Annotated in this window: 11 protein-coding genes; 4 read left to right on the top strand and 7 right to left on the bottom strand. The window is 46.4% G+C overall.

Features of this window, described 5'->3' with window-relative positions; all coding sequences use genetic code 11:
* Positions 1–118: 118 nt before the first annotated feature.
* The gene (locus PMG71_RS09270; protein WP_347179237.1) at positions 119–1,744 is read left to right on the top strand and encodes an ABC transporter ATP-binding protein; all 1,626 of its coding nucleotides are present in this window, start codon (positions 119–121) and stop codon (positions 1,742–1,744) included.
* Position 1,745: 1 nt separating this feature from the next.
* Here the strand turns inward: PMG71_RS09270 and PMG71_RS09265 are convergent, their stop codons facing one another.
* The 6 genes from PMG71_RS09265 to PMG71_RS09240 form a co-directional block, all read right to left on the bottom strand.
* Positions 1,746–4,613, bottom strand: a complete 2,868-nt coding sequence (locus PMG71_RS09265) for a glycerol-3-phosphate acyltransferase (protein WP_283753385.1) — start codon at positions 4,611–4,613, stop codon at positions 1,746–1,748.
* 476 nt (positions 4,614–5,089) lie between these two features.
* Positions 5,090–6,259 (bottom strand): DNA polymerase III subunit beta, encoded by a 1,170-nt coding sequence (gene dnaN, locus PMG71_RS09260; protein ID WP_283753384.1) that lies wholly within the window; start codon positions 6,257–6,259, stop codon positions 5,090–5,092.
* A gap of 110 nt (positions 6,260–6,369) precedes the next feature.
* Positions 6,370–6,663 carry a type II toxin-antitoxin system RelE/ParE family toxin gene (locus PMG71_RS09255; RefSeq protein ID WP_283753383.1) on the bottom strand — a complete coding sequence of 98 codons (294 nt, stop codon included), beginning with the start codon at positions 6,661–6,663 and terminating at the stop codon, positions 6,370–6,372.
* Entirely contained in the window at positions 6,660–6,905 is a 246-nt protein-coding gene (locus tag PMG71_RS09250) for an addiction module protein (RefSeq protein WP_283753382.1), read from the bottom strand. The genes PMG71_RS09255 and PMG71_RS09250 overlap by 4 nt, the downstream gene beginning before the upstream one ends.
* A gap of 52 nt (positions 6,906–6,957) precedes the next feature.
* Positions 6,958–8,070, bottom strand: coding sequence for a hybrid sensor histidine kinase/response regulator (locus tag PMG71_RS09245; RefSeq protein ID WP_283753381.1), 1,113 nt, complete (start codon positions 8,068–8,070; stop codon positions 6,958–6,960).
* A 2-nt stretch (positions 8,071–8,072) separates the two neighbouring features.
* Positions 8,073–10,583 (bottom strand): PAS domain S-box protein, encoded by a 2,511-nt coding sequence (locus tag PMG71_RS09240; RefSeq protein WP_283753380.1) that lies wholly within the window; start codon positions 10,581–10,583, stop codon positions 8,073–8,075.
* A gap of 194 nt (positions 10,584–10,777) precedes the next feature.
* Between PMG71_RS09240 and PMG71_RS09235 the strand changes: the two genes are divergently transcribed.
* Entirely contained in the window at positions 10,778–11,836 is a 1,059-nt protein-coding gene (locus PMG71_RS09235; protein WP_283753379.1) for a GGDEF domain-containing response regulator, read from the top strand.
* Here PMG71_RS09235 and PMG71_RS09230 read toward each other — a convergent pair.
* Positions 11,833–13,101, bottom strand: coding sequence for an FIST signal transduction protein (locus PMG71_RS09230; RefSeq protein WP_283753378.1), 1,269 nt, complete (start codon positions 13,099–13,101; stop codon positions 11,833–11,835). The genes PMG71_RS09235 and PMG71_RS09230 overlap by 4 nt on opposite strands.
* Before the next feature lie 270 nt (positions 13,102–13,371).
* Here PMG71_RS09230 and PMG71_RS09225 point away from each other — a divergent pair, with 270 nt between their 5' ends.
* The gene (locus PMG71_RS09225; protein ID WP_283753377.1) at positions 13,372–13,596 is read left to right on the top strand and encodes a Calvin cycle protein CP12; all 225 of its coding nucleotides are present in this window, start codon (positions 13,372–13,374) and stop codon (positions 13,594–13,596) included.
* A gap of 98 nt (positions 13,597–13,694) precedes the next feature.
* Positions 13,695–14,417: a hypothetical protein gene (locus PMG71_RS09220; protein WP_283753376.1), complete on the top strand. Its 723-nt coding sequence runs from the start codon at positions 13,695–13,697 to the stop codon at positions 14,415–14,417.
* Positions 14,418–14,612: the final 195 nt, after the last annotated feature.

Genomic DNA, 14,612 nt, shown 5'->3' with positions numbered 1-14,612 from the left:
AATTTCTGCCAACCGCGCAAGGGCTAGAAACGACGAGATCGATCTTTGGGTCGCCCTGCTGTAAAATCACAAATGGTATAAAGTCAAGGATATTCAATTTCCCTATATGTCCTTTCCCATGACTCCACCTCTGTTGCAGCTTGACCAGTTATCGATCGCCTACACTCCCAATTCAGAATGGGCCGCTAGAGAGGTCTCCTTGACCCTCAGAGCAGGCGATCGCCTCGGTTTAGTAGGGGAGTCTGGCTGTGGGAAATCGACCCTGGGACGGGCCATTATGCGTCTGTTGCCCTCCCAGTCCCAGATACAGGGAGATATTCGGGTACAGGGAAAATCCGTCCTAGAGTTAACCCCAGAAGAACTACAACGGTTTCGGGGTGAAGAAGTAGCCCTCATTTTCCAAGATCCGATGACTCGTCTCGATCCTCTGATGACGATTGGCGATCATTGTGTGGAAACCCTACAGTCTCACCAGTCCATATCCTATCGCGAAGCAAAAGAGCAGGCGATCGCCGTTTTAGAGTCCGTCAGCATTCCCCCCTCCCGATGGTCTCAGTATCCCCACGAGTTTAGCGGAGGAATGCGTCAACGGGTAGCGATCGCCCTAGCGCTATTATTAAATCCAAAGCTCATTATCGCCGATGAACCCACCACCAGCTTAGATGTCACCGTCTCCGCCCAAATTTTACAGGAATTAACCCGCTTATGTGCCGAGCGGGAAATGGGCTTATTGCTCATCTCCCATGACTTAGCCTTAGTGGGTGAATATTGCTCAGAAATTGCCGTCATGTATCAAGGGCAACTCATCGAGCGCAATCAAAGCCAGCAAGTTCTCTTCCATCCCCAACAGGAATATACCCAATCCTTGCTCGAAGCAGCTCTACATATTCACGCGATCGAAACCAAAGCAACACCTACACTCCCCGAAAAACAGCCCTTACTTCAAGTCACCGATCTCAACAAACATTACAGCCTAGAAAGTAATTTAATCCAACAACTCTTTAGCCGAACCTCAACCGCAATTAAAGCCGTGGATGGGGTAACCTTTGAACTCTATCCCGGAGAAATTTTAGGACTCGTCGGAGAATCCGGCTGTGGCAAAAGTACCCTATCGCGCACCATTTTACAACTCATTCAACCCACTTCTGGCAAAGTCGAATTCCTCGGTAATGGCATTACCTCCATCAACCGTAGAGCATTGCGCCAACTGCGCCAACAAATGCAGATGGTCTTCCAAGACCCCCATGCCTGCCTAAATCCCCTCATGACCGTCGGGGAGAGCATCGCCGATCCCCTCCTCATTCATGGTCTAGAAACCCCCAAGACAGCCAAATTAAGGGTCTTAGAGATGCTAGAACGAGTAGGCTTAACCCCTACGGAAACCTACTATTCTCGATATCCGGGGGAACTCTCTGGGGGACAACAGCAACGGGTGGCGATCGCCCGCGCTCTCATTACCCATCCCAAACTCATCATTTGCGATGAACCCGTCAGTATGCTTGATGCCAGCGTACAAGCCCAAGTATTACAACTGATGCTAGACCTAAAACAGGAGTTTGAGTTAACCTATCTCTTCATCACCCATGACCTCTGGGTAGCGCGATTTTTATGCGATCGCATCGCCGTCATGAATCAAGGCAAAATCGTCGAACTCAACACCACCCACCAAATCTTTACCCATCCCCAACATCCCTACACCCAAACCCTCCTCGCTGCTGCTCCCCTATTAGCCCAATCCTCATAAATCAATCATCCATCACTTCCACCATTCCCGTTGCCCCATCAATCCGCACCCATTGCCCATCATGCAAGCGTTCCATAATATTCGGAATATCCATCACTGCTGGAATTCCGTACTCTCGCGCCACAATCGCCCCATGGGATAGCTTTCCCCCCACCTCCGAAATCAATCCCCCAGCCTTCGATAACACCAAAGACCAACCCGAATCTGTATAAGGAACCACTAAAATAGTATCCGCATTTACATCCATTCCATTTTGCAACTGACGCATAATTTTTACCCGACCTTCCGTTTGTCCCGGACTTGCGCCGATCCCCGATAACTTTTGCCCTTGTTGCAGTCTAGACCCCTGATTAGAAAGTCTTTTCGGGGGTTGATTGCCATAGACCACATAGGGAATAGACTTCACCTCTTTATCTTCCGCAAACTCCACTTTACGAGCGGTCAGAATATCTCCGATACTCTGGGCAGATATAGAGTCTGATAACAGCCCTTCCACCTCTGAAAAAGTAAGAAAAAAGATATCCCCTCGATTCTGTAAAACCCCCGATTCGAGCCAAAACTTTTCTAGGGCTAAGAAACTCCAACGCAACTGGGCCAACAATTGGCTATAGACTTGAGTCACCCGACCTTTGAGATTTAAACGCACTTGCACAATTTGAACTTTTAGGCGTTTCGGTAGCGTTTTGGGGCGATCGCCCTCAACCTGATGCAACTGCTGTAAAAACATATCCCTCACCATCCTCGGATTATCTCGCCATCGAGGAACCGAAATATCCGTCGCCACCTGACTCAGATAACCATAATCCTCCATAAATTGGTAGAGTTGGTCAATAATCATCTGACCATCCGGAAATTCAGACAACCGACCAAACAAAGTTTCCGGGGTTTCTGTATCCAAATGGGGCAGTAAATGGTGGGCACAAGTAGCCAACTCTTGCAGTGCTTGCAGAGCAGCAACTTCCGGCATTTGCTGATAATCTAAATCCTCTTCTGAAACCCGAAACACCGCTTGCCTCAACGCAAAACTCAACGGAGCCAAAATACTGTAATAAGTCGCTCGATTCAGAGTTTCTAAAATTAAATTTACCCGGTCTAAACACTCCAGAGGCGTTTGCGGACTTTGGCTTTTTAACTGCTCTAAAGTAGGACTAAACCACTGACGATAATCGCGCTCAAAATCCTCTTCTAAACCCCATTCCCGTTGGAGCAGTCGCCATAATCCAGGAATCTGCTTGAACGTCGAGGATAAAGGCGGTCGAGTAAACTTAGCCCCCCTAGTCAGAAACTCCAAACTTTCTGGAGGCAGTCCCATTTTCCGAAAAATTTCCCCCAACAAAGAAGCATTAAAATAGGCGACAGAATGATGAAGCGTAGCCAATTGATTCAAGTCTAAATTAGCAATTTTCGTGCCTAAAACAATGGCAAAAATATCCCGCCATACCCCACAAGTAAGGGGTTGATTAATCGACCAAGTAAGGGGATGAATAAATCCCGGAATCACTTCCGCCGCAATTTTTCGAGTCCAAATGGGAATTAGGGTAGTAATTGGGCGAGTTTGTAAAATCCACAAGTGTTGCCCGTCATAAGTCCATTCAATATCTTGAGGAATCCCATGATAGTCGGTTTCAATTTGACGAGCAATTTGCGCCACATGATGAATTAAGGAGGGGGGAAGATCGCCTTCACCGCTTAAGATTTGGGTAGTGGGTTCTCCCTCCGTTTCTACCACTAAGACCTGATAGGATTCTGGAGTCACTTGGCCCGATACAACGCGGGTGGCATCTCCAGGAAGGGCTTCAATAATCGCATTATCCCCACTGCGGGCAATAGGATCGCGGCTAAAGGCGACACCCGAAAAAACTCCAGCAATTTGTTTTTGAATTAAAACGGCGACTTGGGTATCGGCAAGTTGTCTTTTGGCCCGATAGGCGATCGCCTGGGGATTATCAGCCGATCGCATACAACTGAGAATCGCTTGCTGTAGGCTTTGGGCAGTAGTGACATGGAGAATACTGGTATATTGACCCGCACCAGAGGACTGTAGGGTATCTTCTCCAAAGGCGGAGGAGCGCACAATCAGGGGATTTTCAGCCGAAGGGTTCAAGAGACTAATCAGGGCTTGGGGGTCATCTCCAGGGAGTAAAATCCAACCGGGAGGCACAGCATAACCCAATTTTTTCAGGTAGGCCAGATTAGCCGCTTTTGCCCCAACCTCTTGAGATTTGAGGGGTTGATCTAGGGAGAGAATGCCAGGATTTTTGGAAAACAATGGGGGCATATTGGGGTCTGGGGTCGAGGGTTCCGACAGTTCAAGGTCGTCAGGGATCTGTTGGTAGATGAGGGCGAGGGTGGCATTCAGGCAAAATGTGGCGATCGCCAATCCTTTGGCACTAGGGTACATGAGTATCTGAAGCAAAGGAAACAGGATTAAGATGCCATATTGACGGGATTTCCGCTCCCGGACAACGGTGAGACCCACCAGGGCGATTAGACCCACCAGGGCGGAAATTTGCCAATTATGCACCACTAATCCCCAGGTAGCATTGGTGGTTCCTGCGCCTTGACTGATAAAGTAGCGTCCCAAAACCAGGGCAATCAAGGCAATAATTTCCCAAACCGGAGTCTGGGGAAAGAGCGATCGCGCCAAGAGAACTGCACCCATTCCTTTTCCCGCTTCCGATACTACGGCACTGATACCGGCCACTTTACCCCCATGATAGAAGGCCGCGGAAACGGAAATATTACCCGTTCCCAATTGGGCTAAGTTTTTGCCCGTTAAGGCCAGGGTAAACCATTGAATCAGGGGCGTGCCACCAAGCAATGGACAGAGAGTTAAAATCGCCAAACCTTTGAGCAGTTCGATAGACATTACGATCTTTTTCAATCATTTAACTTTAGATTGTAATGATAAGAATTGCTGCTATCAAGGTTAGAAAGACACAACCTGTACCGAGTTTTCCGAGCATTCTGTGGATGGTGTCACCCCCGGTAGGGTGTGTTGCGGCATCGATAAATCATCGGTTTTCACGAAAAATATTGACTTCGCCGCAACGCACCACCCCCACCAAAAAAAACCATCAATAAATATGTGAATTTAATCAATAATTCAGACGGTGCGTTATGCGGAAATATAATTGATTTGTAACCAGTCGCATTTTCTGGCCGCATAACACACCCTACCTATGATGGTATCGCCCTCGGTAGGGTGTGTTGCGGCATCGATAAATCATCGGTTTTCACGACAAATATTAACCTAGCCGCAACGCACCGTCCCCACAAACAAACCCCATCAATAAATAAGTGCGATCGCAGCAGGAGGGTGTGCTAATCACGCACCCTAACCTCCTAACTCCGAATTTGAACCGGCATCAATAAACAAGTCATTTGCACGCCACCAAGAGGCGATAAAATCACCGGTTTATCCGCACTATTAACCTGAATTTTCAGCTCTTGAGACGGAATAGCCTTGAGCGCATCGACCAAATACTTCACATTAAAAGCAATTCGCAGATCTTCCCCAGAAATAGTCGCAGGAATAGACTCCGTTGCCGAACCCACATCCGTTGCTTCCACAGAAAGAATCACCTCTTGAGTCTCACCACTCAGGCTAAACATCACCACATTATTCTTCTGATCGGCCAGAATCGCAATTCGTTCAACTGAGCTTAACAGTTGACGGCGATCGAGATCAATTTGCCGTTCAAAAACCTGGGGAATCAGTTGTTCATAGGCAGGATATTGGCCCTCTAGAGTGCGACAGTTGAGGCGACAGGAGGGCAGTTGAAAGACCACTTGGCCCTCGTCTACCGTCAAATCTATGCTGATACCTTCTTTGTGTGAACCAATCATTCGTTCAATTTCCCGCAAAGCGCGGCCGGGAACCGTCACTTCAAAGGGATAATCGGCTTGCATGGAGGGAGTAGAGTCTTCTTCCTCTTTTTCCGTGCTGGTGGTGACAACGGCTAAACGATGGCCATCGGTAGCTGCAAATTCTACGCTATCTTCTTTAACCGTTAAGTGAACTCCCGTTAAGACTTGTTTTGTTTCATCTAAGCTAGTGGCGAATAAACAGCCGCGCAATCCTTCTAGAATGGCTGCGGAGGGAAGGGTGAGGCTTTCACCCGTATCGATGATGGGTAAGGCTGGGTAGTCGTCTGGGTCAAGTCCCCGGATTTGATAGCGTCCACAGGAGCTGGTAATGGTTACATTGGGGTCAAGGGTTTCTCCATCCTCGGAGTCCGCTTCTAGGGTGAGGTCTCCTGGAGGGAGTCGAGCAATCATGTCATTGAGCAGTTTGGCAGGAAGAGCGAGGTCTCCGTCTTCTTCGACAGTGGCGGCAAAACGCGCTTGAATACCCAGACTCAGGTCAAAGGCAATGAGGCTCACTTCTTGATTTTGGCGATCGGCAATAAACCGGACATTACTGAGAATCGGTTGGGAGGGACGGGACGGAATGGCCCGACTCACAAGAGAGAGATTGGTGTTAAGGTCACTTTGGGTACAGACCAGTTTCATGGCAGCAGATCAATAATCAGATAGCTCGATCTAGTGTACAGGGACTGGGGGAAGACAGGGGAGAGTTTAGCGATCGCCTTTCGAGTAAAGCGTTTTGGAGCGATCGCGATTTATTCCATACGTTTTTGCCAATATCCTGGTTCTCGATGACCATGCACAACCGCTACAATCCAAATATAATCTTCCTCGATCGCGTACAAAATTGCGTAGGGAAATTTTCGAGTTCGGTACCGACGAATATCTCCCTCAATTACAGGCCAGCGTGTGGGAAATTCAATCACTTGAAAAATTGCACTCTCAACAGAATTAATAAATTCCTGTGCGAGTTCTCTGTTGCGTTCAGCATAAAACTCAACAGCTTGTGCATATTCAGTTAGGGCCTCTGGATGAAAAACGTATTTCATCGCTCTAAAAGTTGCCGGACTTGAGCCAGTGCTTCCTCTCCTGGAATCGGTTTGACTGAACTGCTTCGGATTTCATCCCTGCGTTTTTTGGCTTCCTCAATCCAGAGGTCTTGAATGGTTTCATCAATGTTCATGTTATCTTCATCACCCTCTAGACTTTCCCGCAACTTCTTGAGCAACAGCGAGCGATCGGCATTCGATAAAGTCAGCGCTTCATTAAAAATTTCATCTACAGTCCGCATAGTTTGATCCCTACAAACTTTGTCTAAAATTATCTTAACAGTTGGCGGCTATCTAGTGTACAGGGACTGGGGGAAGACAGGGGAGAGTTACGATCGCCTTTGTCCCTATTCCTTCTTCCGATGACAGACTAATGGTTCCCCCATGGCACTCTACAGCATATTTCACAATCGAAAGTCCTAACCCTGTACCTTTAATTGAGCCAACATTACCAGCTCGTTCAAATTGGGTAAAGAGTTTCGGTTGATACTCTGCTGGAAATCCAATCCCTTCATCTTCAATCACCAAAATCACATCCGTAGCGCTAAGGGAGATACTGAGGGTAATTGCTCCTCCATCTGGTGAGTATTTAATCGCATTAGAGAGCAAATTTCCCAGGATATGATAGAGCAATTTAACATCGCAGTCCACTATGATTTCTGGTTCAGAAGTTTGCAAAATTATCTGATGTTTTTCTGTGGCAATTAACTCAAAATCATGAACAATTGATCCACTCAACTCCACTAAATTCACTGATTGTGGTTCAAAGTTCAATTTTCCTGCATCAGCTTGATTTAAAGTCAGAATATCTTCCAACAAAGTATTGATATTTTTCACAGAAGATTTAATCCAATCTAAATGCTTTTGTTTCTTTTCTTCTGAGAGTTTATCCCCATAATCCTTGAGCATCTCTGCTGAAACCTGAATCGTGGTCAAGGGATTTCTCAAGTCATGAGATGTCAGGGATAAATAGCGAGATTTTTCTTCATTTTTAGCATTGGCAATGGCTAAAGATTGACGGAGAATTTGATCGTCTTCCCATTTCTTTAATGCCATTTTCATAGTGGCATACAATTCTCGCTCTTTATAGGGTTTGAGCAAATAACCATAATAATTACTATCTTCTGCTCTCACTAGGGTAGCATCGTCGGCATAGGCAGTTAAATAGATAATCGGAATCGACTGAGATTGATTGATTTTTTGAGCCGCTTCTATGCCATCTATCTCTCCTTCTAGAACAATATCCATTAAAATCAGATCGGGCTTATGAGTTTTGCTATATTGGATTGCCTCTTCGCCAGAAGCAACAATATCCATCACCTGATAACCCAATTTTTTTAACTTCCTTGCTAGTCCTTTAGCAATCAGTAATTCATCTTCTACAATTAAAATCCGAATCTCACCCATAGTTACCACCTCCGAGGATATTTAAGTTCTGAAAATTTCAATCGAATATGAGTCCCTATTCCAGGAATAATTTCTGGCTTAGTTTTCAATTGCTCTGCTAAAGTACAGACGAGTTCTAATCCCATGGTATCTACTTGGTAAATATCAAAATTAGAGGGCAATCCAATACCGTTATCTTGAACTTCAATCGTGATGACTCGATCCGGATCTTTATCTAGCCGTAAACAAATCAATCCTCGATAATTTTCTGGTTTATTAGGAAAGGCATGTTTTAAGGCATTAGAGACTAATTCATTAACAATTAATCCACAAGGATTAGCTGTTTCGATATTAAGATCGATCGATTTCAAGTCTAAAACCACATCAATCTGTTGATCTCTTCCTTGATAAGAATCGAGCAAGCCTTCTACTAAAGATTCCAGGTATTCATCAAATTTAATTCGATCGAGGTTAGTATTTTTATACAGCTTTTCGTGGAGCAATAGCATTGAATAAATGCGATTCTGGCTATCTGATAAAATTTTAATCAGGCTAGGATTTTCTAGATATTCAGATTGCAATTCCAATAAATTAGAGACCACCATTAAGTTATTTTTGACCCGATGATGAATTTCCTTGAGTAAGACTTCTTTCTCTTTCAGAGAAGCTTTGAGTTTTTCTTCGGCTTTTTTGCGATCGCTAATTTCTTCAAATACCCAAATATAATAATGATTTTCGCCAGAAGTTTTGCGGACTAAAGAGATGGTTACGTGACCCCAAACCATGGTATTATCTTTGCAAATATATTGGCTTTCTAAGGTTTCACTTGCATGACCCTGAGTCAAAATATTATCGATGGCTTCCATTAATTTAGGTGAATCTTCTGGTGCAGTAATCGTTTCAAAGGTTCTCGATAGCATTTCCGGGCGATTATATCCAAGAATATCACAAAACTTCTGATTAACTCGGAAAAAATGTCCATTTAAGGTTACGATCGCCATTCCTACCGCCACTTGCTCAAAAATTGCTCTAAATCGCTCTTCACTTTCTCGCAGTGCTTCCTCTGCTTTTTTTCGTTCAGAAATATCGCGAAAAATACCACAATTATATTCTTTACCATTAAATTCCAAATAATTCATCCGCACTTCTACTGGAATAGCTGTACCATCCTTTTTCCAAAGAACGGATTCAAAGGTGAGAGATTTTAGCTGACGCAATTCATGCCAGTGGGCGCTCCAAGTCTGGTCGCAATAGAAGGTATCAATCTGATAAAAGTTCAGATTTAATAACTCCGATCGCTCATATCCCAAAGTGCGACAGGCAGCCTCATTAACATAAAATAACTGTGCTTCAGCCGAAATGAGCAAGACAATATCGCCTAAACGATTGAGAGTAAACTGAGTTAACCGTAATTGCTCTTCAATCTGCTTGCGTTCGGTGACATTTTCATAGGTTCTTAAAATCCCCACGACTTGATCTTGGGCATCATGAAGGGGAATGGTATTGGTATCAATCCATAAACGGCTGCCATCGGGTTGAAACTTGGTCTCCACTCGATGATATTCGGGTTTATTGCGACTCATGACGCGGCGATCGCCCTGTCGATACCAATGGGCTTCTTGAGTCGTCCAAAATAAATCATAATCGGTTTTACCGACAATCTCTTTGGGAGTCGATAGCCCCGCTAACTGGGCAAAATTGCGATTACAACCCAAATAAACAGAATTTAAGTCTTTCCAGACAATAAACTGGGGAATATTATCCATCACCAATTGCAATAACTGCTTAGAGCGTCTCAATTCCTCCTGGGTTTGATGGCGATCGCCAATTTCCTGACGCAACTGCTCATTAGCCTCCTGCAACTGGGCGGTTCGCTCCTCCACCCTCTGCTCTAATTCCCCATTCAACCGTTGCAGGGCTGCGGTGCGCTGCTCCACAATCATCTCCAACTGTTCCCGAATATTCTGAAGCCGCAGTTCTGCCTCCTTGCGATCGGTAATTTCCCGTGCGACCCAAACCACTGAAGTCTTGGAAATGGGGGAAATATGACTGGTAAACCATAAGTCCCGATTGCCTTGCCGCAAACTATACTCAAAGGTGACGGGATGTTGTCGATCCAGCGATCTCCCAATCTCAGTGCGAAAAATCTCCGCCTGCTCCCCATCCCAAAACAACTCCAAAGTCTGACTGACAACATCCCATTGAGGATGGGCAAAAATCATTGGATGGGTGGGAATAACTTCAATCTCCTGAAGATTGCTATCTAAAACTAAAACGATATCCTGCATCGCCTGAAAAATTGAGCGCATCTGCGTCTCAGCTTGGCCTAACTGCTCCTCAAGCAAACGGCGCTCGCGAATTTGTTCCTCTAACTGCGCCGTGCGTTCCCGAACCCGATACTCCACCTCCTCTTCTAACCCAGAGTTCTCCCCAACTCCTCCATAGCGTTTGCGTAAAGCTTCATTTTCTGCCTCTAATTGGCAGATCTGCTGCTTCAAACGCTCCACCTCTTCAACTAGCAGCACCTCATTCACCCCTGGCTCCTCCCTAACATAAACTCTCCCTCCTTCTATCTTGGCATTCTTGGCAAGTGATCCAACTCACTCGCTAGGGTTTGCTTCAGTCACTCAAAAGACTGAGGAACTATCACCCCCTTGCCACAGCTCTATCACTGAGAAATTTCTCCCCATCTCCGATAGTAGAACTATAGAGTTCCAACAATTCTCAAATGCTATTTTCTATCTATCCCCATCCTTCATCTGCGATCAAATTCCCTGCACCCGGTGGCCCCTTTGAATTAATTTCTGGGGGACGGGGAAACCCCCATTCCCCCAGTCCTCCTAGGGTATTGACGATCGCCAGCAATCCGGAATTGGGCGATCGCATGAGTACCCTGATGAGCGATCAAGGCTATGTTGTCACTCAAGCGGATGGCGCAACAACCGGGTTAAGCCAGGCAGAAGAAACGGAGCCAGATATCATTTTGTTAGAGGGTTCTCTCGCCGATGGTGATAGCCTCACCTGTTGTCAACAGTTGCAGAGTCTGTGGTATGCCCAAAGGGAACCGGGGACTGTGGGAATTTTTATGATCCATTCCTTAGAGGATTATGATTGGGTCAACCAGGCTTTTAACCTGGGTATTGTTGATATTATTCCCACACCCATTCATGGAACCCTTTTGGTTCAACGGGTAAAACGTTGGTGGGAACAAACCCAAAAATTTCAACAACTCACGGATGCTAATCAACAATTGCAACGGTTAGCCGGGATCGATCGCCTCACCCAGTTAGCCAACCGCCACTACTTTGATGAGGTGTTAGAGAGGGAAGTCCGACAAATGAAACGGGCCGAAACTCCCTTATCCTTGATTCTGGCAGATGTGGATTATTTTAAGTTCTATAACGATCGCTACGGTCATCTTCAGGGCGATCGCTGTTTACAAGAGATTGCCCAAGGCATTCAAAGGGCTGTCCGTCGTCCTCAAGATTTAGTCGCTCGCTATGGGGGAGAAGAATTTGCTGTGGTTCTACCGCAAACGGATGCGGCAGGGGCAATCGCCGTTGCCCGCAATATTCGCACCCAAATCCAGCAACTGAACATTCCCCATGACCAATCCCAAGTCAGCGATCGGATTACCCTCAGTTTAGGCATTGCTTGCGCTTTTCCAGAGGATAAGTGTTCGGCGACCCAACTGATTCAAGCCGCCGATCGAGGACTATACCGAGCCAAAGAGCAGGGTCGCGATCGCCTCGAACAACCCGATGAATCTAGCGAATACACCTTCTAAACCTCCGGTTGATAGAAAATTGCAAACACTGAAGTATATCCATGTAAAAACGTATTTCCTCCTACCGGGCCAATTTCACCTTGACAGAAAAAACCACTCAGGGGAATCGACTGGAAGTATCTCTGAAATAAACCCGAATCCACATTCGGCCGATCGTAGAGTTGTTCTCCCCTACCCAAACAAGTAAACATCAAAGCCCCCGCTCTAGAAGGACGAGTTGATGGAGAAAACCGCTTGTCCCCAGTTTGTCGATCCCATTGTTGTCGGTATCGAACCAGTAAATTTCGTAACTCTTCTTCCGAAGCCAAAGCATCTCGCAAATGAAATTGAATCCGTTGACCAATTCTCACCCGTTCGGCGATCGCCAAAGCCCCGATTCTGGGATCGATCCCCAACAAATTGCGAATTAAAAAATCTTCCGCCTCCAACTCACACTTAAAACTATCACTTGCCACTCCCACAAACAGAGAATCTTGCGCCAACTCCCGGTCTTCTTCACTTAACCGACCCACTGTTTCCCGCAAAATTTCCAAGGGAACGCCCGTTTTACCGCCCCCAAATCCACTCGCCTCTTGTTCTTGTAGCTCTAAAACAATATTGCGTTCAGCCTTAGTAATTTGATAGATCGAACCAATGGGACGGCAACCTTGAGCCACAATCGTTTCTACGGCAATATTGCCACTTAGGGCCAACCCCACGACCCCCTCGCTATAGAGTTCGTAATTATAAAATAAACTACTGCCATGATTGACTGGACTCGAACTGGCTAATCCACCCACCTTCAGACTATGGGGATAGGCAAAATCTAAACCCTGAAGCAAATCATTCAAACCCGGAGACATGGGATCGCCCAAGAGAATCAAATGAGGATGGTTTTCTGGAGAGACTCCCACCAACTCCACCCACTGATCCGGAGGGCCATCTAGGTCGGGTAATTCTTCTGTATCAATATAAAAAGCGGTCACCTCCACCCCCGGTAATCGGGCTAGAGTTAAACTTAAGGCCGCTTGATCTTCAAATTCTTCGGGACTCTCTCCAGAGACCATCCCAATGATGCCTCCTCCCCCACAGCCGATCAACACCGGAGTGTTGAGCTTTTCTTGCAGCAAGGGCATTAAGCGGGAAAATTCGCTGGTAAAGGCAGACGAGATAAAAACTAGCCCAATAGAGGCGGGTTCGGGTATTTGTCGATGGACGGTTTCGACAACTTCAGCGATCGCAGCCTCCAGAGATGGACGGGTAGATAAGGCATTTGCCCACTGCATCTGCTCCAATCTTTCGACTCCCCTATTGTGTAAACCTGTTTTAATATTAAATTAATACGGTAACCTTAAGCCACTTGCGACCCGGACTCAGGATTTCTCAAGCTGTCACTGGACGGCTACTGAATACTCAGGAAATCTTAAAAAATTGCAATCAACCCCTGGATCGCCCGTCAGATTCCGTTATGACTAAGTTAGGATAATGCAGAAACGGGCAGAGTGGTTTAACTTATCCTTTGAAGAACAATTACTGAACATCTAAAACCCTATCTTATGACCAACGACATCAAATCGAAAATTGACCAAGAGTTAACTGAAGCTCGTGCTGTTTGTGATGCACAAGGGGCTGACTCGGCTCAATGTGCTGCGGCTTGGGATGCAGTCGAAGAACTGCAAGCTGAAGCTTCTCACCAAGAACAAATCAAGCCTAAAAGTGGGTTTGAACAATATTGCGATAGTAATCCAGATGCGGCTGAATGCCGTATTTATGAGGACTAAACCCCTAGCCCTAAGTCTGGGTTAAGTATCTCTATGGGGCTGAGTGACGGGTTTCACTCGGCCCTTTTCAATCAAAAGGGTTTACGTCTTGGATGGATATGACCTCTACCTTATCTAGTCGGTTTCAGGGGGCACTTTGGGGAGCGGCGATCGCCGATTTTTCCTCCCCCCTTTCAGATTCAGTTTGGTCAAAATTGGTCGTTTGCGGATGCCAACAGTTGATTCAACAGGGCACTTTAAGACCCCAGAATCTACCGGTGGCTCAACCTTGGGAGGTTACTGGGCTGATTTTGCCCATCTCCCTCTATTTCCATGAGGATCTCGACTCCTTGGTGGATGGTTGGAGGGCGATCGCCAATCATTATCAGCTATCTTCAGAATGGCATACCCCAGGATTACTCCTTGCCATCAGCCTCAGTGCCCTCGTTGAAGGCTATGTGAGTCCAAGGGATTTAATCGCTTATGGGCGATCGCACTTAGCCCACTTCAGCCACTATGCCTTAGATGACTTTCCCCTTGACTCGCCCTTGATCGAGGGTTTACAGACCTTTGTCAAGAGTTCCTACTCCTTTCCAGGGGCGATCGCCCTAGCCCAGAAAACCTGCTCACACCCCTCCCTGAGTTCCCGCATTGCTGCCACCCTCTGCGGAACCCACCAAACCCGTTTAGGGATTCCCCTACCTTGGCAAGTCTTCCTAGATCATAAAATTAAAGACCCCCACACTCCTTGGCCCCACGGGATCGGACAATTAAATACCCTGAGCGCCCATCTGCTCGCCAGTTGGTCAGGAGCAGATTGGGTCATCCGTAACCCGGAATAAAGCTGTCATATCCCCCAAAAACCCAACAGCGATCCACAAGCGATCGGGTCACGCTAAGATAGTCTAGATGAGGAAGCATCATCCCTGTGCTAAATTCTCCTAATTCCTAAGAGGGAGTGGAAAAACGACAGCTTAAACCAAACCCGCCCTGAGTATTATCCGGGTTCTTGAATCAGACCCGATCAAAAACCCTGT

The organism is Roseofilum acuticapitatum BLCC-M154 (genome assembly GCF_030068475.1).
In the GTDB taxonomy this organism is placed as follows: domain Bacteria; phylum Cyanobacteriota; class Cyanobacteriia; order Cyanobacteriales; family Desertifilaceae; genus Roseofilum; species Roseofilum acuticapitatum.
This window is presented reverse-complemented; position numbering and strand designations above follow the sequence as displayed.